The 21,085-nt window shown below is 63.6% G+C and carries 19 protein-coding genes; 9 read left to right on the plus strand and 10 right to left on the minus strand.

Going from position 1 to position 21,085, the window contains the following annotated elements; translation table 11 throughout:
- Positions 1–226: 226 nt before the first annotated feature.
- Entirely contained in the window at positions 227–634 is a 408-nt protein-coding gene (locus AC0L3I_RS05450; protein ID WP_473526202.1) for a DUF2000 family protein, read from the minus strand.
- 35 nt (positions 635–669) lie between these two features.
- Between AC0L3I_RS05450 and AC0L3I_RS05455 the strand changes: the two genes are divergently transcribed.
- Positions 670–1,548, plus strand: coding sequence for an AraC family transcriptional regulator (locus AC0L3I_RS05455; protein WP_473484295.1), 879 nt, complete (start codon positions 670–672; stop codon positions 1,546–1,548).
- Between the two features lie 16 nt (positions 1,549–1,564).
- On the opposite strand, the gene AC0L3I_RS05460 is transcribed toward AC0L3I_RS05455, so the two are convergent.
- Both AC0L3I_RS05460 and AC0L3I_RS05465 read right to left on the minus strand, forming a co-directional pair.
- Complete coding sequence (locus AC0L3I_RS05460) at positions 1,565–2,035, minus strand: MarR family winged helix-turn-helix transcriptional regulator (protein WP_473484298.1); 471 nt, start codon at positions 2,033–2,035, stop codon at positions 1,565–1,567.
- Positions 2,036–2,256: 221 nt separating this feature from the next.
- Complete coding sequence (locus AC0L3I_RS05465; protein WP_473526203.1) at positions 2,257–2,988, minus strand: intradiol ring-cleavage dioxygenase; 732 nt, start codon at positions 2,986–2,988, stop codon at positions 2,257–2,259.
- A 197-nt stretch (positions 2,989–3,185) separates the two neighbouring features.
- On the opposite strand from AC0L3I_RS05465, the gene AC0L3I_RS05470 reads away from it, so the two are divergent.
- On the plus strand, positions 3,186–4,241 hold the full coding sequence (locus AC0L3I_RS05470) for a CobW family GTP-binding protein (RefSeq protein WP_123146329.1): 1,056 nt from the start codon (positions 3,186–3,188) through the stop codon (positions 4,239–4,241).
- 262 nt (positions 4,242–4,503) lie between these two features.
- Complete coding sequence (locus AC0L3I_RS05475) at positions 4,504–5,478, plus strand: WD40 repeat domain-containing protein (protein ID WP_473484300.1); 975 nt, start codon at positions 4,504–4,506, stop codon at positions 5,476–5,478.
- Positions 5,479–5,489: 11 nt separating this feature from the next.
- On the opposite strand, the gene AC0L3I_RS05480 is transcribed toward AC0L3I_RS05475, so the two are convergent.
- Positions 5,490–5,942, minus strand: coding sequence for a hypothetical protein (locus AC0L3I_RS05480; protein WP_473484302.1), 453 nt, complete (start codon positions 5,940–5,942; stop codon positions 5,490–5,492).
- Positions 5,943–6,107: 165 nt separating this feature from the next.
- Here AC0L3I_RS05480 and AC0L3I_RS05485 point away from each other — a divergent pair, with 165 nt between their 5' ends.
- The 3 genes from AC0L3I_RS05485 to AC0L3I_RS05495 all read left to right on the plus strand — a co-directional run bounded on the left by AC0L3I_RS05485 (position 6,108) and on the right by AC0L3I_RS05495 (position 9,739).
- On the plus strand, positions 6,108–7,490 hold the full coding sequence (locus AC0L3I_RS05485) for an aspartate aminotransferase family protein (RefSeq protein ID WP_473526204.1): 1,383 nt from the start codon (positions 6,108–6,110) through the stop codon (positions 7,488–7,490).
- A 13-nt stretch (positions 7,491–7,503) separates the two neighbouring features.
- Entirely contained in the window at positions 7,504–8,925 is a 1,422-nt protein-coding gene (locus AC0L3I_RS05490) for a glutamine synthetase family protein (protein WP_473526205.1), read from the plus strand.
- A gap of 133 nt (positions 8,926–9,058) precedes the next feature.
- Positions 9,059–9,739 carry a UdgX family uracil-DNA binding protein gene (locus AC0L3I_RS05495; RefSeq protein ID WP_473526206.1) on the plus strand — a complete coding sequence of 227 codons (681 nt, stop codon included), beginning with the start codon at positions 9,059–9,061 and terminating at the stop codon, positions 9,737–9,739.
- Between the two features lie 2 nt (positions 9,740–9,741).
- On the opposite strand, the gene AC0L3I_RS05500 is transcribed toward AC0L3I_RS05495, so the two are convergent.
- The 4 genes from AC0L3I_RS05500 to AC0L3I_RS05515 all read right to left on the minus strand — a co-directional run bounded on the left by AC0L3I_RS05500 (position 9,742) and on the right by AC0L3I_RS05515 (position 14,110).
- The gene (locus AC0L3I_RS05500; RefSeq protein WP_473526207.1) at positions 9,742–11,007 is read right to left on the minus strand and encodes a glycerate kinase type-2 family protein; all 1,266 of its coding nucleotides are present in this window, start codon (positions 11,005–11,007) and stop codon (positions 9,742–9,744) included.
- On the minus strand, positions 11,004–11,501 hold the full coding sequence (locus tag AC0L3I_RS05505; RefSeq protein WP_473526208.1) for a heme-degrading domain-containing protein: 498 nt from the start codon (positions 11,499–11,501) through the stop codon (positions 11,004–11,006). Before AC0L3I_RS05505 ends, AC0L3I_RS05500 begins: the two co-directional genes overlap by 4 nt.
- A 75-nt stretch (positions 11,502–11,576) precedes the next feature.
- A complete protein-coding gene (guaD, locus tag AC0L3I_RS05510) occupies positions 11,577–12,890 on the minus strand; it encodes a guanine deaminase (protein ID WP_473526209.1) in 1,314 nt (437 codons plus the stop codon).
- Between the two features lie 2 nt (positions 12,891–12,892).
- Positions 12,893–14,110 (minus strand): urate hydroxylase PuuD, encoded by a 1,218-nt coding sequence (locus tag AC0L3I_RS05515; RefSeq protein ID WP_473526210.1) that lies wholly within the window; start codon positions 14,108–14,110, stop codon positions 12,893–12,895.
- Positions 14,111–14,250: 140 nt separating this feature from the next.
- Here AC0L3I_RS05515 and AC0L3I_RS05520 point away from each other — a divergent pair, with 140 nt between their 5' ends.
- From AC0L3I_RS05520 to AC0L3I_RS05530, 3 genes are all read left to right on the plus strand, one after another.
- Complete coding sequence (locus tag AC0L3I_RS05520) at positions 14,251–15,171, plus strand: LysR family transcriptional regulator (protein WP_123146318.1); 921 nt, start codon at positions 14,251–14,253, stop codon at positions 15,169–15,171.
- An 87-nt stretch (positions 15,172–15,258) separates the two neighbouring features.
- Complete coding sequence (locus AC0L3I_RS05525; protein ID WP_473526211.1) at positions 15,259–16,284, plus strand: LLM class flavin-dependent oxidoreductase; 1,026 nt, start codon at positions 15,259–15,261, stop codon at positions 16,282–16,284.
- A complete protein-coding gene (locus AC0L3I_RS05530; RefSeq protein ID WP_473484323.1) occupies positions 16,281–17,546 on the plus strand; it encodes an LLM class flavin-dependent oxidoreductase in 1,266 nt (421 codons plus the stop codon). The genes AC0L3I_RS05525 and AC0L3I_RS05530 overlap by 4 nt, the downstream gene beginning before the upstream one ends.
- 57 nt (positions 17,547–17,603) lie before the next feature.
- On the opposite strand, the gene xdhC is transcribed toward AC0L3I_RS05530, so the two are convergent.
- Both xdhC and xdhB read right to left on the minus strand, forming a co-directional pair.
- Positions 17,604–18,593: a xanthine dehydrogenase accessory protein XdhC gene (gene xdhC / locus AC0L3I_RS05535; protein ID WP_473484552.1), complete on the minus strand. Its 990-nt coding sequence runs from the start codon at positions 18,591–18,593 to the stop codon at positions 17,604–17,606.
- A 74-nt stretch (positions 18,594–18,667) separates the two neighbouring features.
- The gene (gene xdhB / locus AC0L3I_RS05540; RefSeq protein ID WP_473526212.1) at positions 18,668–21,016 is read right to left on the minus strand and encodes a xanthine dehydrogenase molybdopterin binding subunit; all 2,349 of its coding nucleotides are present in this window, start codon (positions 21,014–21,016) and stop codon (positions 18,668–18,670) included.
- Between the last annotated feature and the right edge of the window lie 69 nt (positions 21,017–21,085).

A 21,085-nucleotide genomic window follows, 5' to 3' on the forward strand; every position in this document is an offset into this window, starting at 1 on the left:
CGGCAGCGCCGACGAGCGTCCAGCGGTCGGGAACTGGTTGAAGACAATCCAGCCGGCAATGATCATCCCAATGATTTGCGAATACCGAGACGATAGCCCGCACCAGGTGCCAATGGCAGACGGCGCCGAACACGCTAAGCATCAGAAGGATGAATCAGCCGCCACAGGCTTGGTCTTTCTGCATGTCGTCATCCCAAAACCGCTACGCACTTTTGGGCGACATGCACTAGGGATGCATGCGGGCGCCCTTGGTGATCTTGTCGACAAGCTTCTTTTCGGCGCGCAGCGCGATACCGACGACCTTGGCGTCGTCGGGTGCGAATTCGGCAAAGACGGCGCGGTTCGCCGCGTCGTGGCCGGTCGAAAACATCTCGTCGACGTAGAGCGAGGTCGTCACACCGCGCTCCAGCGCCCGCCGATGGATCGCACTGAGCGTCGGGCGATCGGCCGAAAGCACGATGACCGGCTGGATCGAGAGCGGATTGTAGATATTGCCGGCGCGGTCGCGATAGGGTTCGCCGATGATGTCGCTATACTGCGCGACAATGCCGCTGGTCAGGAAGGCGGTGACATTGAGCTTTTGCCAGACGGGAAGGTCGTCCTGCAGCACGATTGCAAATTTCGTGTCGAACATGAGACATTTACCATTCAAGTTTGTGAAATGAAGCGATGTCACACGGTCTAGATGGCGAGGCCTTTCAGGGTCTTGGACGTTTGTGCGTTGACGCGGCTGAGAACTGTGTCATCTCGGCCCCCGATTGCGTCGGAATGGAGCGTATCGAGGCCCGGTTCCACGGCAGCGCGTTCGATCTCCATCGTCATGATACCTACGCCATCGGCGTGACGCTGCATGGCGTCCAGACCTTCCGTTATCGCGGCGCGACGCATCACAGCCTGCCCGGCCAGATTATCGTGCTCCATCCCGACGAATTGCACGACGGCGGCGCCGGCACCGAAGACGGTTTGCGTTACAGGATGCTTTATCTGGAGCCGTCCATCGTGCTGGACTGCCTCGATACGATAGGCGCATCGCTGCCCTTCGTCAGGAATGCCGTGGTGACGGATCCTGTTTTCCGCACGAGGCTGCTTTCGGCGCTGGGGCCGTTGGACCAGAAGCTGGACGACCTCTTTGTCGCCGACTTCATTGCGCAATTGATGCAAAGCTTGGCACGGCATGCAGGGCTGCAGGCGAAACCGATCCCAAGGACAGCATGGCGGGCTGCCAGCCTGGCACGCGACTATCTGGAAGAAAATGTTTTCCGTATCGTCCGTTCCGAAGAGCTGGAGGCGATTACCGGGCTGGATCGCTATGCACTATCGCGGCATTTCCGTGCCGCCTTCTCCACCAGCCCGCATCGCTTTCACTTGATGCGCCGGCTTCAACGAGCACGCCGCATGATCGAGGCGAGCGAGCCATTGGCGCAGATCGCGATAGCGGCCGGTTTCAGCGACCAAAGTCATTTTAACAGGCACTTCAAGAAGGCGTTCGGTGTCACGCCGGGCCGCTGGTCGGCATTGGTCCATGGATCGTCGGCAGCCGCAGCCTGATGGCGTCAGCCGCGGATCATTCGTCGGCGTCGATCTCATCATCGACGAGAACCATCTCGCCGTTCGAGAGGTTCGCCTCGACGCGGGCGAGCAGCTTGAACAACGCCTTCTGGTCCCTTTTATCGAGACCCTTCAGCGCCTGCTTCTCGGTCTTTTTCACCGATTTCTCGATGGCGTGGATGATTTCGCGGCCGGTGTCGGTCAGGAAGATGTGGGCCTGTCGGGCATCGGCGGAAGAAGCGCGCTTTTCCAGAAAGCCCTGGGCCTGCAGCCGGTTGATCGTCTTGGTGATGGTCGGCGGGCGCACACCGAGGCGGCCGGCGAGATTGCCGGGCGTCTGCCCGTCCTCACGGTCGAGCGCCAGCATGATCTGGTCCTGGCCGGCGTAGAAGCCGTGGGTCAGAAGCCGCGCGGCGAGTGCCGTACGCGCCAGCCGCGCCGCCGAATGCAGCCGGCTCATTGTCGCAGTCTTGTCCGCCTTGGCCATGGTCATCCCTCTTCGGGCCGAACCGGTGCGGACAGCATAGCGGCAGCCGCCCGGTTGGCAATCGACGATCAAACAGATCCGGCTTTGCAAAATAGCTTTGCCGGCAAGCAATGCGATGCCCGCCGTGGCTAATGCCAGAAGTTTATTTCAGTTAGATGACAAACGACTTTTCAGTGCAGGTGGAAGCTTTCCGCAGGAGCGACGCACACGCGAAACGGGACTCATGCAGCCTTTACTGCGACGATAATCAGGGCCTGATAGGCGTCCGCCACCTCGCGCAGCGCCGCCTGCGACAGCGGCCCGGCGCGCCGCGCGATACCGTCCCTGGCATTCGGCGTATCCCGCCTGCCGGACCGATCGGTGTAGGGCGCGACAGTGGTGAATATCTGCTCGCTCAGGCTGTCGGGGAAAAACAGCTGGCCGGTCATCACCGAATTGTCATCGGGAAAGACCTTGAAGTGGATGTGGGTGGTGCGGCCGCGATACCAGCCGGGATAGATGGTGGTGAAGGAGACGATGCCGGTGTCATCCGCCTTCTGCCAGCCGCGTAGAAAACTCTGGCCTGACGTATCGACATCCTGGCCGTCGCCTTGTCCCGGATAGCCCGAATAATGGCCTTGCGCGTCGCAATGCCAGATGTCGACGCGCGCGCCGGCAAGCGGCCGGCAGGCCGCGTCGACGACCTGCAGCCGCACATTGAGGCCAATGCCCGCTTTGCCTTCGGTGATATCGGCGCGTTCGAGCTTCGGGTCGAAATAGAACGGCCCCTCGGTCGCTTCCGGCGTGATCGCGCAGACGCCGGCACCGCTATCGAACAGGGCAAGCCCGGCATAGGGCGAGGCCTGCTGAGCCATCGCGATGCCCGGCAGAAAGACGCCGCCGCCCGCGCTGACGGCAATGAGGCCGAGCGCCTGACGCCGGCTCAAAGGCAAGGAGGACGGTTTGTCGGACATCCGGCACCTCTTCTGGTTCTTCTGAGCAAGCGACCTTGTTCTTAATCTAGGCAGTGAGACCCGCCAGCGCCAATGAAGTCCAGCGATGTTGGGAAAGTCCGGCAATGTTGGCGACCTGTTTGGCCCATCGGTTTGCCGCGTGCAAAAGCACGGCGCACATCCTATATGGATCCAACAATCCCTTTTCGAGGCCCAACATGAGCGATGCACAGACGACGCAGATCCCCGTAACCGTTCTCACCGGCTATCTCGGCGCCGGCAAGACGACACTGCTCAACCGCATCCTTTCGGAAAACCACGGCAAGCGCTACGCCGTCATCGTCAATGAATTCGGCGAGATCGGCATCGACAACGAACTGATCGTGGAATCCGACGAGGAAATCTATGAGATGAACAATGGCTGCGTCTGCTGCACGGTGCGCGGCGACCTGATCCGCGTCGTCGAGGGCCTGATGCGCCGGCCAGGCCGCTTCGACGCCATCGTGGTCGAGACGACCGGCCTCGCCGATCCGGTGCCGGTGGCGCAGACCTTCTTCATGGACGAAGACGTGCGCTCCAAGACCAGGCTCGACGCGGTGGTGGTGCTGGTCGACGCCAAGCACCTGCCATTGCGGCTGAAGGATTCCCGCGAAGCCGAGGACCAGATCGCCTTTGCCGATGTCGTCGTGCTCAACAAGACCGACCTCGTCACGCCGGAGGAACTGAGCAAGGTCGAGGCGACGATCCGCGCGATCAACCCGGCGGCCAGGATCCATCGCACCACTCGCGCCGGCTTGGCGCTGTCGGAGGTGCTCGACCGCGGCGCCTTCGATCTTTCGCGGGCGCTGGAGAACGATCCGCATTTCCTCGAGGCGCATGACGACCACGATCATCATCATCACGACCATCACGATCATGACGGGCATCATCACCATGACGGGCACGACCATCACGCACACCCTTCCGATATCCATGACGTGACGGTGCAGTCGGTGTCGCTGCGCGGCGGCGAGATGGACCCGAAGAAATTCTTCCCGTGGATCGAGAAGGTCACCCAGATGGAAGGCCCGAACATCCTGCGGCTGAAGGGCATCATCGCCCTCAAGGGGGATGATGAGCGCTATGTCATCCAGGGCGTCCACATGATCATCGAGGGCGACCACCAGCGCGCCTGGAAGGACGGGGAGAAGCACGAGAGCCGGCTGGTCTTCATCGGCCGCGAGCTCGACGCCGAGCGGCTGAAGATGAGTTTTGAGGCCTGCCAGGCCGCTTGATTTCCAGGCCTTATAACGCTAGCGCTGCACCTTCTTTCCTTCTCCCCTTGTGGGAGAAGGTGGCCGAGCGAAGCTCGGTCGGATGAGGGGTGTTCCAGCTTGGCGCCAACCGCGCTTCGTCCAACATCCCTCAACCGTCTTGGCGCTGCGCGCCAATCCACCTTCTCCCACAAGGGGAGAAGGTCGCGTCGCAACTGGCCGCGCTAACGATTCCTCCGCAGCGGCAGGGCGACCACACCAATCTCGAATGGAATAATCTCACATGCCCACAGTCGCCCCGCTTGATCTCGATGGCCATTGCGTTGCCGCCGTCTTCCTTGGCGACGCGCCGCATTTCGCACTGGCCGACGGCACAATCCATCGGCTGGACCATGGCCACAAGACGGCGCAGGCTAATGACGGGCTGCTCGCCGCCTTCCACGATGCGGCCAACGACCGGCTGATCACCGGCGGCGAGGACGGCAAGATTTTTTCCGTCACCGCTGGCGGCAATGCGGCAGAATTGGCAAGCGCCGGGAAAAAATGGATCACCAGCGTCGCGGCTGGACCACAAGGCGCCGTCGCCTATGCCTCCGGCAAGTTCGCTTTTGTGCGCTTTGCCGACGGCAAGACTAAGGAATTCATGCATCCGCGTTCGGTCGAGGGGCTGGCGTTCTCGCCCAAGGGCATGCGCTTTGGTGTCGCCCGCTACAATGGCGCGACGCTGCATTTCCCGGCGGCGAACGGCAAACCGGTCGAGCTGGAGTGGGCCGGCGCCCATACCGGCATCACCTTCTCGCCCGATGGCGCCTTCCTCGTCACCACCATGCAGGAGAACGCGCTGCATGGCTGGAAGCTGGCCGACGGCAAGCACATGCGCATGAGCGGCTATCCCGGCAAAGTCAAAAGCCTGTCGTGGAGCGCCAAGGGAAAATGGCTGGCCAGTTCCGGCGCGCCGGCGGCGATCGTCTGGCCTTTTTCGGGCAAGGACGGGCCGATGGGCAAGGCGCCGCTGGAGCTCGGTACGCGCGGCAACGCCATGGTGACCTCGGTCGCCTGCCATCCCAGCCAGGATGTCGTCGCCGTCGGCTATGACGACGGCATGGTGATGGCGGTGCGTTTCGCTGACGCCAAAGAGGTGCTTCTGCGCCGACCGGGCAAGGGCGCGATCACCTCGATGATGTGGGATAGGGAGGAACGCCGCGTCGCCTTCGGCAGTGCCGCCGGCGACTGCGGCGTCATCGATATTTCCGCATAACCGGGAGTTCTCTACTCGGCCCCGCAGGAGACTTTGCCGGTCAACGCGGCAGGCATGCCATCGCCACCCGTGTCAGCCGTGCCCTCATAGATGGCGAGCGAATAGCGCCCGTCATAGGTGCCTTCTTCACTGGACTTGGTCACGATCGTCAGTTCGACAGAGCTGTAGGTGTTTGCGACCTCGTGCTCGCGATAGACGAGCAGCCGCAATTCCTTGCCGTCGAGCCAGTATTGTGTGAGGTTGGAATTCTCGAACACTGTCTTGCGCAAATCGTCGCCGACGGGTCTGCCGAGAATTTCGAGATCGCCCCGGAAATTGAACGTTGGACCGCCCATGCCTCTGGTGACGCCGGCTTCCACCTGGAATCTCACCGCTGCATCCTCGGCCGAGCACCAGATGCCGCCGGTGGCGAAGGCCGAGCCGGCCGATAACAGCAGCGTTGTTGCACAGAAGATCGTCCGCATCTTTCTTCCCCCAGCCACAAACCTTATCCGCATAGATGCTGGAGGATGCCCTCAGGTCAAGCGCCCGTCCTCTTCACCTTGGCCACTGAACCAATGCAGCGCAGCTGTCCGGCCAATTGCGGTTCCGGACGCCGATTGGCAAAGTGACGTATGAGAGGGACCTTCATGCATACAATCGACCATTTAAAGACTTCCATCGGCGGCATCAGCGCCGCCTGCATCGCCGATCTGCGCGAGACCGAGGCCGAAGCCTTCCGCGAGGCAAGGCCGAAATCGGCAGCCAAGGTCGGCAACGGCCTGCCGGGCTTCTTCGGCGGCGTGCCGATGCACTGGATGAACGACTGGCCGACGCCGTTCCCGATCCTGGTCGACAGCGCCAGAGGCGCCACCATCACCGATATCGACGGCAACCGGCTCGACGATTTCTGCCTCGGCGACACCGGCTCGATGTTCGGCCATTCGCCGCCGCCGGTCGCGCGCGCCATCCGCCGGCAGGCCGGGCGCGGCCTGACTTACATGCTGCCTTCCGAGGATGCGCGCGCCATCGGCCCGCTACTGCAACAGCGCTTCGGCCTGCCGTTCTGGCAGATCGCGACGACGGCGACCGATGCCAATCGCTTTGCGCTGCGCGTCGCCCGCACCATCACCGGCCGGGAAAAGATCCTGATCTTCAACGGCTGCTATCACGGCTCGGTCGACGAGACGATGGTGCGGCTGGTCGACGGCAGACCGGCCAACCGGCCGGGACTGGCCGGCGAATTCCGCGACCTGACCCGGACGACCGATATCATCGAGTTCAACGATGTGCCGGCACTCGAGGCCGTGCTCCGGGACAAGGATATCGCCTGCGTCATCACCGAGCCAGTGCTGACCAATTCCTGCATGGTGCTACCCGACCCTGGCTTCCACGAGGCGCTGCGGCGTCTCACCCGCGCGGCCGGCACCCTGCTGCTGATCGACGAGACGCACACGATTTCGACCGGTCCGGGCGGCTATACGAGGAAACACGGCTTGGAGCCGGACCTGTTCGTGCTCGGCAAGCCGATCGCCGGCGGTGTGCCGGCCAGTGTATGGGGGATGAGCGAAGACGTCGCCACCCGCTATGCCGCCTATAACAGCACCAAGGAACCAGGCTATTCCGGCATGGGCACGACGCTGTCGGCCAATCCGCTGCAGTTCGCGGTGATGCGCGCCACGCTCGAAGAAGTGATGACCGACGGGAATTATGCCCATATGGACCATCTGGCGCGGCGGCTCGACGCAGGGCTGACCGCCGTCATCGACCGTTACTGCCTGCCTTGGCATGTTGCCCGAGTCGGCGCCCGCGTCGAGTTCATCTGCGCACCCGGCCCGCTTAGGAATGGCGGCGAGGCGGAAACTGCGCACGCGCCCGACCTCGAAGCGGCGATCCATGTTGCGCTGGTCAATCGCGGCGTGCTGATCGCGCCGTTCCACAACATGATGCTGATCTCGCCGGCGACCAGCGCCACCCAGGTCAACCGCCTGATCACCGCCTTCGGCGCGGTTGCGGCAAGGCTCGCGGCATGAGACAAGCTTTCACATGAGAGAAGCGCACAAGCAAACTTTGAACGCCATCATCGCCTCCCCTTCGGGTTCGACGCCGGCCGAGGCGCAAACCTTTCTCGACGCCTATCCCGAGATCGAAGCGTTCGACATCGTGCTGACCGACGCCAATGGCGTCGGGCGTGGCAAGATCGTGCGCCGGCACGAACTGATGAGCATCTTCGAGGGCGGCCGGCACATGCCGATCTCGATCCTCGGCCTCGACATTACCGGCGAGGACGTGCACGAGACCGGGCTGATCTGGACGACCGGCGACGGTGATCTCACAGCATGGCCGATTCCCGGTACGCTGGTACCGCTGTTCGGCACACAGCCGCCGCGCGGCCAGGTGCTGATGGCGATGTACCATCTCGACGGTCAGCCCATGTCCTCCGACCCGCGCCTGGCGCTGGGCCGTCAGGTGGAGATACTGGCGGCCAAGGGCCTGCGTCCGGCCGGCGCCTTCGAACTCGAATTCTTCCTGCTCGCCAACGAGCGCGACGCCGATGGCAAGGTGCAACCGGCGCACGCGGTGCTCGACGGCCGACGCTCGGCCAAGACCGAGGTCTATTCCGTCGACCATCTGCACGGTATGGAGCCACTGTTTTCCGACATCTATGCCGCGGCCAAGGTGCAAGGCATCCCAGCCGAGACGGTCATTTCCGAATATGCGCCCGGCCAGTACGAGCTGACGCTGAATTATCGCCAGGATGTGATCCGCGCGGCCGACGACCTTGTCATGCTGAAGCGGCTGGTGCGGGCACAGGCGCGCCGCCACGGCGTCACCGCTTGCTTCATGGCCAAGCCGATCGAGAAATATGCCGGCTCCGGCATGCATTTCCATGTCTCGCTGCAGGACAAGGCCGGCAAGAACGTCTTCACTGAGGCCAGCGGCGAGTCTTGGTCCTTGCCGCTACTGCGCGGATTGGGTGGCCTCATCCAGACCATGGCCGAATCGATGCTGGTGTTTGCACCGCATGCCAATTCGTGGCGGCGTTTTGTTTCGCAATCCTATGCGCCGGTGGCGCCGACCTGGGGTGTCAACAACCGCTCGGTGGCATTGCGTGTGCCGGCAGGCGATGCCAAAAACCGGCGCATCGAGCACCGGCCGTCGGGCGTCGACGCCAACCCTTATCTGGTGGCGGCAACTGTGCTGGCCGGCATCACTAAGGGCCTCGACGAAGGCCTCGATCCCGGCCCCGAAACCACCGGCAATGGCTACGAATCAGCCGTGACACGGACGACAATGCCGGTGGACTGGCGCGCGGCGATCGAGGCGGCAAGGGCCTCGACATTCCTCAAAGGGGCACTGGGGGAAGACCTGCACCGGACATTCGTGGCAATCAAGCAATCCGAATATCTGCGGGTGGCGCGCACGGTCAGCGAACTGGATTATCACCTCTATCTGCACGAGGTGTGAGGCGATCGCATCGCCGGTCATTCTCCCAGCGAAAGCCTGGGGGTCCGGGCTATTTGAAGGAACCTTTCCGGGGTTTCGCTCATTCCGCATCTGATCGCAGCAGCACAAGGCCGCATCAGCCATGATTGCCAGGATGCAGACAACTCCCGCGCCGCACCACGCCAAGGTGCAGGCAAGACGCTGGCCCAACCATGAATTGCCTGAGACGGCGGAAGACGATGGCGCAAGCACCATTCCCGAACTCAGCGAAGTGGCGAAAGCCTGCCGTCGCTGTCCGTTGTGGCGCAACGCGACGCAGACCGTGTTCGGCGAAGGGCCTGATAGAGCCAAGGTGATCTTCGTCGGTGAACAGCCCGGCGACCAGGAGGATCTGGCGGGCAAACCTTTCGTCGGGCCGGCCGGTAAGGTCTTCGACGCCATCCTGGACGACGCGGGCGTCGATCGGCTGAAAGTCTATGTCACCAATGCGGTCAAGCATTTCAAATTCGAGCCGCGCGGCAAGCGGCGCATCCACTCCAAGCCGAATGCCGGCGAGGTGCAGGCCTGCCGCTGGTGGCTCGACAAGGAGCTCGATCTGATCAAGCCCAATCTGGCTGTGGCGCTCGGCGCAACGGCTGCGCAGTCTCTGCTCGGCAAAGTTGTGCCGATCATGAAGATGCGCGGCGCGGTCGTGGAGCGCGAGGATGGCTTGCGTGTCTTCGTCACAATCCACCCGTCCTTTATCCTGCGCATCCGCGAGCCGGCGGACAAACAGGCCGAACGCGAGCGGTTCCTGAAGGACATGAAGGCGGTGAAGACGCTGATGGCTGCCTGAGCCTATCTGATCAATATGGCCCGGAGATCATTGACGTTCGTCCCGGTCGGGCCGGGCACGAAAAGATCGCCAATGGCATTGAATGCCGTCCAGGCATTGTTGCCGGCAAGCATCGCCTTGGCATCGACGCCTGCCGCCCGCATCCGCGAAACCGTCGAACCGTCGGCAAAGGCGCCGGCATTGTCCTCCGAACCGTCGATGCCATCGGTGTCAGCGGCCAGTGCATGGACGCCCTCCATGCCGCTGATGCCGATGGCGAAGGCGAGCAGGAATTCCGAGTTACGGCCGCCCCGGCCTTTTGACCGCAAGGTCACGGTCGTCTCGCCGCCCGACAGGATCAGCACAGGCTTCGGGAAAGGCCGGTTGCGCGTCGCCACCTCGCGCGCGATCGCGGCGTGGACACCGCCGACCTCGCGCGCCTCGCCCTCAATAGAATCGGAGAGGATGACCGCCTCGATACCTTGGCGCCTGGCTTCGGCCGCAGCCGCTTCCAGCGACACGCCGGCCGAGGCGATCAGATGCACCTCGTTGCGCGAAAAACGCGGGTCGGCGGCGCGCGGCGCATCTGCGGCCGGCGAATTGATATGCGCCATCACCGCAGCCGGCAGTTTCATGCCATAGGCGGCGATCGATGCCAGCGCCTCTTGGCGGTCGCCGGAATTGGGAACGGTCGGACCGGAAGCAACCAGCGCCGGATTGTCGCCGGGAATGTCGGAGACCACCAGCGACACCACCTTTGCCGGATAGGCAGCTGCCGCCAGCCTGCCGCCCTTGATCGTGGAAACATGCTTGCGGATGGTGTTCATGGCGGCGATCGGTGCGCCGGAGGCAAGCAGCGCCTCGTTGACGGCGATCTCGTCGGCCAGCGTCAGACTTTCGGCAGGCGACGGCAGCAGCGACGAGCCGCCGCCTGAGATGAGCGCCACGACCAGATCGTCCGCGGTCAGGCCCTGCACCTTTTCGAGCAGCCGGCGCGAGGCTTCGAGACCGGCGGCATCCGGCACCGGATGCGCCGCCTCGATGATCTCGATGCGCTGGCAGGTCGCGCCATAGCCGTAACGGGTGACGACCAGCCCTTCTATCGGCCCGTCCCACACCCTTTCGAAGGCCGCCGCCATTTGCGCCGAGCCCTTGCCTGCGCCAATGACGATGGTGCGCCCTTTCGGCGTTGCCGGCAGATGATCCCTGATGGTCCTCTGGGGATCGGCGGCGGCGACGGCGGCATTGAAGATGGCGGTGAGGAAGGGCCTGGGATCGAGCGCGGTCATTCCGGCGGCAGTGCCAGCTCACGCCCGTCGACGCCGAGATGGCTGCACAGCGCGTCGACGACGATGCCGTGATCCTCACGCTCCGGCAGGCCCGAGACCGCGATCACACCGATCACGCCGGCACCTTTGACCGTTATGGGAAAGCCACCACCGGCCAGCACATAGTCTGATATGTCGAGCCCCTCACCGGGTTTGAAGCTGCGGTCGGGGCGCTGTTGCTCCAGCACCAGGCGGTAGGTGCTTCTCAAAAACCGCCGCACGACGTTGGTCTTGCGCCGCGCCCAGTCCGGATTGGAGGCATTCGAGCCTGGCATCGCTGCATAGAACAGCGGCCGGTCGAAGGTCCTGATGTCGACGATGATCGGCAGGTCTTCGGCTAGCGCCCGGTCGCGGATCGCCGAGCCGATCTTGAAGGCGACAGCCTCGTCGAAGACGGGGAAGACAAGCGCGGCTTCCTGTTTCTTGATCAGAGCGATGTCGTCCGCAACGGCCATGTCGTTCCCCTGTCAACTTCGCTGCAGGCTTTGACCGATGGCTGCCGCCGGGTCAAGCCGGGACGTGTCGGATAGCTAAACCGCCATATCGGTCTTCGCAGCCCGCCCGGCGACGTAGACCTCGCGCACGGCGCGGTCGTCGCCCAGCGTCTGCAGCAGAAACAGCTCCTCCGCCAGCGTGTCCGCCGTCTCCATCCGCAGCCGCATGGCCGGCGTGGCGCGGGCATCGAGGACGACGATGTCGGCATCGCTGCCTTGGTCGAGCGTGCCGATCCTTTCCACGATTGACAGCGCCTCGGCATTGCCGCGGGTGAGCTGCCAGAACGACTGGAACGGGTTGAGTTTTTCTCCGTTCAGGGCGATCGCCTTGTAGCCCTCGTCCATGGTGCGCAGCATCGAATAGTTAGTGCCGCCGCCGACATCGGTGGCGGCCGCGATCCGAAGAGCTTTGTCACGCGTGCGGTAGCGCTGATAATCGAACAGGCCCGAACCGAGGAACAGGTTCGAGGTCGGGCAGAACACGGCCACCGAGCCCGCGTCCGAAATCGCATCCGCCTCGCGTTCCGACAGATGGATGCAGTGGCCGAACAGGCTTTTGCGCCCGAGCAGCCCGTATTGCTCGTAGACATCGGTATAGTCGTGTGCCTGCGGGTAGAGTTGCAGCGTAAAGGCAATCTCGGCGTGGTTTTCCGACAGATGCGTCTGCATGTGCAGATCAGGATGTTCGCGGCAGAGCGCACCCGCCATCTCTAATTGCTCGGGTGAGGAGGTGATGGCGAAGCGCGGTGTGATGGCATAGTGCTGGCGCCCCTTGCCGTGCCACTCGGCGATCAGCGCCTTGCTGTCGTCATAGGCCGATTGCGGCGTGTCGAGCACGCCCTCCGGCGCGTTGCGATCCATCATCACCTTGCCGGCGATGTTGAGCATGTTGCGGTCATGCGACTCGGCGAAGAACGCTTCGGCCGATTCCCTGTGGACCGAGCAATAGGCGGCGACTGTCGTCGTGCCGTGGCGCACCATCTCGTCGAGGAACAGCCTGGCGATGCGGCGGCCATGCTGGGCGTTCTGGAATTTGGTTTCCTCGGGAAAGGTGTAAGTGTTCAGCCAGTCGAGCAGCTCGGCGCCGTAGGAAGCGATAACCTGCATCTGCGGAAAATGCGCATGCGCGTCAATGAAGCCCGGCAGCAGCAGGTGTGGGCGGTGGTCGAACTTTTTTACGCCTTCATCAGCTTTTTTCTCGACGTCGGCATAGGCGCCCGCGGCAACGATCCTGCCGTCGCGGAGCAGCAGGCCGCCGTCATCCTCGTAACGCCAGGCGGAATGGTCGTCGACGGTCTCTGGCCAGCGCAGGAAGGACAGCGTGCGGCCGCGCAGGAGCGTGCTGGTCATGCTTATTTCCCCGCCTCCTCGAACCACGCTACCAGCAGCGCCCGCTCATTGTCGGTGATATGGGTGACGTTGGCGGGCGGCATCGCGTGGCTGCGGCCGGCCTGCAGGTAGATCTCGCGGGCTTGCTCGGCGATACCGGCGTCCGTGTCGAGCATCACACCTTTCGGTGCGTGATAGATGCCCTCGTAGGATGGCTCCTGCGCATGACACATCGAGCAGCGGCCAAGCACCGTGTCGCGCACTGCGGGAAAGTGCGCCGAGGCGGAATAGACCTGTGCCGCCGAGGACGCCTTGACTTCGCCGGTCAGCACTTTCGGCACCGTTGACAGCCACATGATGACGACGAACAGGACGGCCGCCGCCAACCAGGTCCAGGTCGGGTTGCCTTTGCGCGCATGCATGGTGTTGAAATAGTGCCGGATCAGCACGCCGATGATGAAAACCAGCGAGGCGATCACCCAGTTGAACTCGGTGCCGAACGCCAGCGGGTAGTGGTTCGACAGCATGAGGAACAGAACGGGCAGCGTCAGGTAATTGTTGTGCAGCGAGCGCTGCTTGGCGATCTTGCCGTATTTCGGGTCGGGCTTGCGGCCGGCAATCAGGTCGGCGACAACGATCTTCTGGTTCGGAATGATGACCATGAAGACATTGGCCGACATGATCGTCGCGGTGATGGCGCCAAGGTGCAGGAAGGCGGCGCGGCCGGTGAACAGATGGGTAAGACCCCAGGCGATGAACACCAGCACGCCATAGAGCACCAGCATCAGGCCGGTGTCGCTGTTGCCAAGCGGCGAACGGCATAGGAGATCGTAGACCACCCAGCCGACGCCGATCGTCGCCAGCGACAGCAAGATGCCTGTAGGCACCGACATGGCGAGCACATTGGGATCGATCAGGAAGAGGTCCGCCCCGGCATAGTAGACGACGCACAGCATGGCAAAGCCCGACAGCCAGGTGGCGTAGGATTCCCATTTGAACCAGGTCAGGTGCTCGGGCATTTCGGCCGGCGCCACCAGATATTTCTGGATGTGGTAGAAGCCGCCGCCATGCACCTGCCATTCCTCGCCGAAGGCGCCGACAGGCATGCCCGGACGCTGGCGCAAGCCAAGATCGAGCGCGACGAAATAGAAGGACGAGCCGATCCAGGCTATGCTGGTGACGACATGCAGCCAGCGCACGGCGAAACTCAGCCAGTCCCAGAAAATCGCGAAATCCATCATTGAAAAGTCGTCCCTGCCGATCGGGTGACTTTACGGACTGGAGCGCAAACGGAAAGGGCCGAGCTGCACGATGACTTTCAAAAAAAATTGGAAAATACTAGGGTTATCCCTACGCAGCCGCATGAGAGCCCTAAAGCCGCATGGCCTATCTCGACAACATCGCCGTCTTCGTCCGCGTCGTCGAGCTTGGCAACCTGTCGGCGGCGGGCCGCGACATGCGCATCTCGCCGGCGGTCGCCTCCAACCGCATCAAGGAGCTCGAAAAGCACCTTGGTGTCAGGCTGTTCAATCGCACGACGCGGCAATTGATGCCGACCGAGCACGGCACCGTGTTCTATTCCGGCGCCAAGCAGGTACTGGAGGCGATCACCGAGGCCGAAGCCGCCGTCTCGGCGCTTTCCGGCCAGCCGCGCGGCACCATCAAGGTGACAGCGCCGCTCGGCCTCGGCCGCCGGCTGGTGGCATCCGGCATCCCGGATTTCCACGACAAATATCCTGACATCGAGGTTCGGTTGAGGCTTTCCGACCACAATGTCGACATCATGAAGGAAGGCATCGACGTTGCCTTCCGGCTCGGCATCATCGAGGATTCCAGCCTCAGGATGCGCGGCATCATGGAGTGCGAACGGGTGCTGGTGGCGGCACCGAAATATCTGGAGGCGCGCGGCGAACCGAACGAACCGCAGGAACTGATCGGCAAGAAGCACGACTGCCTGATGCTGCGCTACGCCGGCGCGCGCGAATATGTGTGGACGCTGCAGATGGCCGACGGCCCGCGGAAATTCGAAGTGCACGGGCCCTATGACACCGACGATGGCGACGTGCTGACCGGCTGGGCGCTGTCCGGCCGCGGCATCATCAACAAGCCGCGCTTCGAGGTCGAGCCGTTCATCCGCGATCGGCGGCTGAAGGTGATCCTGCCAGACACCCCGCCGACACCGGTGCAGTTCGCCGCCGTCTACCCGCACAAGAAGCTGCAGGACCCGAAGGTGCGGCTGCTGCTCGACTTCATGGCCGAGCGCTGCCAACGGCTGATCAAGGATATTCTGGCAGGCAAGTGACGGCTTGCTGGACCAGCGCAACCGGTTGCCATCCCTGGAGGTGGCGAACATAGTTCTGGTAGAACTTTCGCCTTGCAAGGACTATCGATGGGCAACGGCCCCACAATGCATCTCGCCGTTTCCTTGTTGCCGGGAAATGCTCCTTCCAGCGAGCCGCCAGCCGGCGGCGCGGATTTCAGCCTTCTGGCGCAGTTCTTGCAAAAAGCCGAAGCAGCCGGGCTGGACATGGTGCTTCTTGCCGATTCCGCGCCAGCTGCAGGCGGCGACGCACCGAACCGGCAACTGCCCTTCGAAGCGACGACCCTGCTGGCGGCGCTGGCGACGGTGACCAGCAGGATCGGCCTCGTCGCCGCGGCATCGACGGTCGCCCACCAGCCCTACAATCTGGCGCGCCGTTTCGCATCGCTCGACATCATCAGCCATGGTCGTGGCGGCTGGAACGCGACGATGATGCAGGATCCGACCGAGGCGGCCAATTTCAGCCGGCCAGAAGGGTTTTCCGGCGACGATTTTCGCCGACGCGCCGAGGAATTCATCGGTATCGTGCAAGGCTTGTGGCGAGGCTGGGATGCGGATGCCCTGCTGTTCGACAAAAGCGAAGGCCGCTTCTTCGATCCCGAAAAGATGCACCTGCTCGACCACAAGGGCGAGTTTTTCTCTGTGCGCGGGCCGCTGAACGTTGCACGCTCGCCGCAGGATATGCCGGTGCTCGTCATGTCAGGCCTGTCGGAGCCCGACATGGACATCGGTGCCCGCGTCGCCGATGTCATCCTGCTGGACGAGCCATCGATCGCGGGCGCCAAGGCTCACGATCTGAAGCGCCGCGCGCTTGCGTTCGGGCGTAGCCCCGGCGCGATAAAGGTGCTGATGAACGTCGCGCCGGGTGCTGAAATGGCCGCCAGGCCGGACGTTATCGCGGACAGGCTCGAAGAGTCCTTCCGGTCGAAAAGCTGCGACGGTTTCAATATACTCATGCCGCCGCTCGAGTCTGTGCTCGACAATTTCGTCGACCTCGTACTGCCGGAGCTTCGTCGCCGCGGCCTTCTCCGGTCGGATTATCCCGGCGCGACGCTGCGCTCCCATCTCGGACTGGCCGGGGAGGAGGGACAATGACCGCCCGTCAGATGAAGCTCGGCGCCTTCCTGTGGGCAACAGGCCACCACATTGCCGCCTGGCGCCATCCGCAGGCGCATGCGACGGCGGGGGTCGACATCGACCATTACGTCCAGCTGGCGCGGACGGCGGAGGCGGCGAAATTCGACCTGTTGTTCTGCGAGGACGCCGCCGGCGTGCGCGAGGCCAATGTTAATATTGCCAGCCAGACGTCACGCTCGATCGGCTTCGAACCCATCAGCCTGCTTGCAACTCTCGCGGTCCAGACCAGCCACATCGGTCTCGTCTCCACGGCGTCAACAAGCTACAACGAGCCTTACGGGCTGGCGCGGACTTTTTTGTCGCTCGACCATCTGAGCAGCGGCCGTGCCGGCTGGAATCTCGTCACGTCCGCCAGCCACATCGAAGCCGCCAATTTCGGCTCGACCGGCCTGCGCCCGCATGCCGACCGTTATGAGCGCGCGCGTGAATTCGCTGGCGTGGTGACCGCACTCTGGCGAGGCAAGCTCGACGGGGTTTCCGGACCTGGTCACGACGGCAGAAGCTTTTCGGTGCGCGACCCACTCGACCTGCCACGCTCGCCCCAAGGCGCGCCGGTCATGGTTCAGGCCGGAGCATCGGACGAGGGCAGGGATCTCGCCGCCCGGACCGCTGACGTAGTGTTCACGGCGGCGCAAACGTTCGAGGAGGCAAAGGCCTTTTATGATGATCTCAAGGGACGGCTGGCGGCTTATGGGCGCGAGCCGGACGACATCAAGATCATGCCGGGCGTCGCGCCGATCGTGGCGGCAACTGAAGCGGAAGCCCGGGCAAAACATGAGGAGTTGCAGGAGCTGATCCCTGACGATGTCGGCGTCGCGCTGCTGTCCAGCTATCTCAGTATCTCCGATCTCGCGCGCTATCCCATCGATGGGCCCTTGCCGGAGCTGCCGCCCAGCGAAGGCATGCAGAGCCGGCAGGCGCTGGTCATCGAGCAGTCACGCCGCGATAACCTGTCCATTCGGCAGCTTGCGCGCCATTTCGCCGGCGCGCGCGGCCATTGGCGCGTCGTCGGCACACCGGCTCAGATCGCCGACGAGCTCGAAGCACGGTTCGAGGGCGGCGCAGCTGACGGCTTCAACGTCATGCCATCTTATTTCCCTGGTGAGTTCGATGCCTTTGCCACGCTTGTCGTGCCGGAACTGCAGCGGCGCGGCCTGTTCCGCAAGGACTATAAAGGCACCACGCTGCGCGACCATCTGGGTTTGAAGCGGCCGATGTGAGCAGCACGCTACGGAAGCGCGCCTGCGCGAAAATGCAACTCGGCGGGATATTAGCCGTCAGCCGGCCATCGCCTTGCTGTGAGAGGCTGGGCGCGGCGCGGCTGATGCCGTGGCATGGGCGGCCAACGCCGTCATGATCTCGGCTGCGGCGAGTGCCGCGATCACCTGCGGGCGCTTGTCCTTGACCGCATCGCCGCCGATCGGCGAGACGAGGCGGGCAAATTCCGCCTCGCTGCCATCCGCCGACTTCAGGAACCAGCTCCTGAAGGTCGCCCTTTTGGTTTTCGAGCCGATCATCCCGACATAGGCGGCATCCCGGCGTTTCAGCGCCTCGGCGACGATCAGGAAATCCAACGCGTGGTCGTGGGTGAGGACGACGAAGGCAGCCCCGGCCGGGGCCTTGCGCACCATCGCCTCGGGCATTGGCGTCAGCCCTGTTTCGACCGCGCCCGGCATGCCCTCCAGTGCCTCGGCCCGCGTCTCGACAACGACGACACGTACCGGCAGCAAGGCCACTGCCGAAGCCAGCGCATGGCCGACATGGCCACCGCCGAAGATGTAGACGTGCGGCAGATGCGCTTCCTCGGCTTCCGCCGCAGCAACCAGCTCTCGCGCCAGCGCCGCGTCGACCAGCCGGATCAGCACCTCGACCCTGCCGCCGCAGCACTGCCCGATCTCCGGCCCGAGCGGGATGTCGAGCGTGGCGCGGATATCCCTCCCCCTCGAGGGGAGGGTGGCGGCGAAGCCGTCGGGTGGGGTCGCCGCGGCAGTGCTCGACGCTCTGGCGGTGCCTTCTGAGACGACCCCCTCTGGCCGCTCCGCGGCCATCTCCCCCTCAAGGGGGGAGAAAAGCATCTGCCGTGCCTTGTCGATTGCCATGTATTCGAGTTGGCCGCCGCCGATCGTGCCAAAAATCGCCGAGCCCGAGACGAGCATAAAGGCGCCCTTCTCGCGTGGGGTCGAGCCCTTTGTCCCGGCCACTTCGACCAGGGCGACCCGGCCGGCGCCGGCAAGAAAGGCTTTTAGGCTTTGCACTTTCGCGTTCATCATTCGCTTTCCCTGTCGGGAAATATAGAGTTTTTCGGCCTGAATTGCACGCTTTCTGGGATTCCAAGGCTGGTTCACGTGCTGGTCTTGGCTTCCCTCTTCAGCCGTTCGATCGCCATCAGCACCCGCTCCGGCGTCGCCGGTGGGTCGAGGCGCGGGCAGATCCGGTGGTCGGCAACGCTTGCCACCGCATCCGACAGGGCATGCAGCACCGACATGCCGAGCGGGAGCGGCGGCTCGCCGACCGCCTTGGAGCGGTGCACCGTCGGCTCGTGTGCCTCAGGCCAGTCGGCCAGCGTCACATTGAAGATCTTCGGCCGGTCCGAGGCGAGCGGAATCTTGTAGGTCGACGGCGCATGGGTGCGTAGCCGGCCCTTGTCGTCCCACCACAGTTCCTCCGTCGTCAGCCAGCCCATGCCCTGGATGAATCCGCCCTCGACCTGGCCGAGGTCTATGGCGCGGTTCAGCGAGCGGCCGGTCTCGTGCAGGATGTCTGTGCGCTCGACCATGTATTCGCCTGTCAGCGTATCGACCGAGACTTCCGAGCACGCGGCGCCATAGGCGAAATAATAGAAGGGGCGGCCCTCGCCCTTGTCGCGATCCCAATGGATTTTCGGCGTCTTGTAGAAGCCCGCCGCCGAAAGCTGGATGCGCGCCATGTAGGCCTGCCTGACGAGATCGGCGAAGGCGATCTCCTGGTTGCCGATACGCACCCGGTTGGGCAGGAACAATACCTGATCGCGCGGCACCTGGTATTTTTCGGCTGCGAAGTTGGTCAACCGCTCCTTGATCTGCCGGGCCGCGTTCTGCGCCGCCATACCATTGAGGTCGGAACCGGACGATGCGGCGGTCGCCGAGGTGTTCGGCACCTTGCCGGTCGTCGTCGCGGTGATCTTGACCTGGTCGAGGTCGATCTGGAATTCTTCCGCCACCACCTGCGCCACCTTGACGTAGAGGCCCTGCCCCATCTCGGTGCCGCCATGGTTCAGATGCACCGAACCGTCGGTGTAGACATGCACCAGCGCGCCGGCCTGGTTGTAGTGGGTGGCGGTGAACGAGATGCCGAACTTGACCGGCGTCAGCGCCAATCCACGTTTGATGAAGCGGCTGTTGGCGTTGAACGCTTCAATGGTGCGGCGGCGCCTCGCATAGTCGCAACTCGCCTCCAGTTCGGCGACGATGCGGTGGATGATGTTGTCCTCGATCGTCTGGTGATAGGGCGTGACATTGCGGTCGCTGGTGCCATAAAAGTTCTTCTTGCGGATTTCGAGCGGGTCCTTGCCGACGGCAAAGGCGACCTCTTCGATGACGCGCTCGGCCCCGACCATGCCTTGCGGACCGCCGAAGCCGCGGAAGGCGGTGTTCGACACGGTGTTGGTGTAGAGCGGCGCCGATTGCGCGTGCACCGCCGGCCAGAAATAGGTGTTGTCACAGTGGAACAGCGCTCGGTCGGTCACTGGTCCTGAGAGGTCCGCCGAGAAGCCGCAGCGCGTCGCGAACATGAAATCGACACCGAGAATATTGCCCTCGTCGTCGAAGCCGACCTCGTAGTCGACCAGAAAGTCGTGGCGCTTGCCGGTGGCGATCATGTCGTCGTCACGGTCGGGCCGGATTTTGACGGCGCGATGATGTTTCTTCGCGGCAATAGCGGCCAATACTGCAAACTGGTTGCCCTGCGTTTCCTTGCCGCCGAAAGCGCCGCCCATCCGGCGGATCTCGACCGTGACGGCATGGCTCGGCACGCCGAGCGCATGGCTGACCATGTGCTGGATTTCGCTCGGATGCTGGGTCGAGGAATAAATCGTGACGTCCTGATCCTCGCCCGGAATGGCCATGGCGATCTGGCCTTCGAGATAAAAATGGTCCTGGCCCCCGATGCGCATTTTTCCCTTCAGCCGGCGCGGCGCCGCGTTGATCGCAGCCGCGGCATCGCCGCGCCTCAGGGTCAGCGGCGGCGTGACAAGCTTGTCCTTCCTGGGATCGAGGACGCCGATGTCGGTGACGAAAGGCAATTCCTTGTATTCGACCTTGGCCAGCCTCGTTGCACGGCGCGCCTGCTCGCGGGTTTCGGCGATAACGCAGAAGATCGGCTGGCCGAAGAACTGCACCTTGCCGTCGGCCAGCACCGGTTCGTCGTGACGGCCGGTCGGCGAAATGTCGTTTTCGCCCGGCACGTCACTGGCCGTCAGCACGTCGACGACACCGGGTGCTGCGCGCACCGCCGACAGGTCCATGCTGGTGATGGTGGCGTGCGTGGCCCTCGAAAGCCCGAGGCAGCCATGCAGCGTGCCTGATGGTTCCGGCATGTCGTCGATGTAGACGGCGGTGCCGCGGACATGCTTGTGGGCGGAATCATGGCGCTGGTCGGTGGCAACGCCACCAGCGATTTTCTGTGCCCTGAGGTTGGGAGCGTGGCGGGTCATGGCGCGCCTCTCCTCCCTTCTCCCCGTCCACGGGGAGAAGGTGGCCCGAAGGGCCGAATGAGGGGCAGC

The organism is Mesorhizobium sp. WSM4840, from assembly GCF_055811755.1.

Bases quoted from the DNA above. Each gene is read 5' to 3' on its own strand.
- AC0L3I_RS05490 (WP_473526205.1), top strand. From the start codon at position 7,504: ATGAGAGAAGCGCACAAGCAAACTTTGAACGCCATCATCGCCTCCCCT.
- AC0L3I_RS05485 (WP_473526204.1), top strand. From the start codon at position 6,108: ATGCATACAATCGACCATTTAAAGACTTCCATCGGCGGCATCAGCGCC.
- AC0L3I_RS05520 (WP_123146318.1), top strand. From the start codon at position 14,251: ATGGCCTATCTCGACAACATCGCCGTCTTCGTCCGCGTCGTCGAGCTT.
- xdhC (WP_473484552.1), bottom strand. From the start codon at position 18,593: ATGAACGCGAAAGTGCAAAGCCTAAAAGCCTTTCTTGCCGGCGCCGGC.
- AC0L3I_RS05460 (WP_473484298.1), bottom strand. From the start codon at position 2,035: ATGGCCAAGGCGGACAAGACTGCGACAATGAGCCGGCTGCATTCGGCG.
- AC0L3I_RS05480 (WP_473484302.1), bottom strand. From the start codon at position 5,942: ATGCGGACGATCTTCTGTGCAACAACGCTGCTGTTATCGGCCGGCTCG.
- AC0L3I_RS05450 (WP_473526202.1), bottom strand. From the start codon at position 634: ATGTTCGACACGAAATTTGCAATCGTGCTGCAGGACGACCTTCCCGTC.
- AC0L3I_RS05525 (WP_473526211.1), top strand. From the start codon at position 15,259: ATGGGCAACGGCCCCACAATGCATCTCGCCGTTTCCTTGTTGCCGGGA.
- guaD (WP_473526209.1), bottom strand. From the start codon at position 12,890: ATGACCAGCACGCTCCTGCGCGGCCGCACGCTGTCCTTCCTGCGCTGG.
- xdhB (WP_473526212.1), bottom strand. From the start codon at position 21,016: ATGACCCGCCACGCTCCCAACCTCAGGGCACAGAAAATCGCTGGTGGC.
- AC0L3I_RS05515 (WP_473526210.1), bottom strand. From the start codon at position 14,110: ATGATGGATTTCGCGATTTTCTGGGACTGGCTGAGTTTCGCCGTGCGC.
- AC0L3I_RS05530 (WP_473484323.1), top strand. From the start codon at position 16,281: ATGACCGCCCGTCAGATGAAGCTCGGCGCCTTCCTGTGGGCAACAGGC.
- AC0L3I_RS05455 (WP_473484295.1), top strand. From the start codon at position 670: ATGTCACACGGTCTAGATGGCGAGGCCTTTCAGGGTCTTGGACGTTTG.
- AC0L3I_RS05475 (WP_473484300.1), top strand. From the start codon at position 4,504: ATGCCCACAGTCGCCCCGCTTGATCTCGATGGCCATTGCGTTGCCGCC.
- AC0L3I_RS05470 (WP_123146329.1), top strand. From the start codon at position 3,186: ATGAGCGATGCACAGACGACGCAGATCCCCGTAACCGTTCTCACCGGC.
- AC0L3I_RS05500 (WP_473526207.1), bottom strand. From the start codon at position 11,007: ATGACCGCGCTCGATCCCAGGCCCTTCCTCACCGCCATCTTCAATGCC.
- AC0L3I_RS05495 (WP_473526206.1), top strand. From the start codon at position 9,059: ATGCAGACAACTCCCGCGCCGCACCACGCCAAGGTGCAGGCAAGACGC.
- AC0L3I_RS05465 (WP_473526203.1), bottom strand. From the start codon at position 2,988: ATGTCCGACAAACCGTCCTCCTTGCCTTTGAGCCGGCGTCAGGCGCTC.
- AC0L3I_RS05505 (WP_473526208.1), bottom strand. From the start codon at position 11,501: ATGGCCGTTGCGGACGACATCGCTCTGATCAAGAAACAGGAAGCCGCG.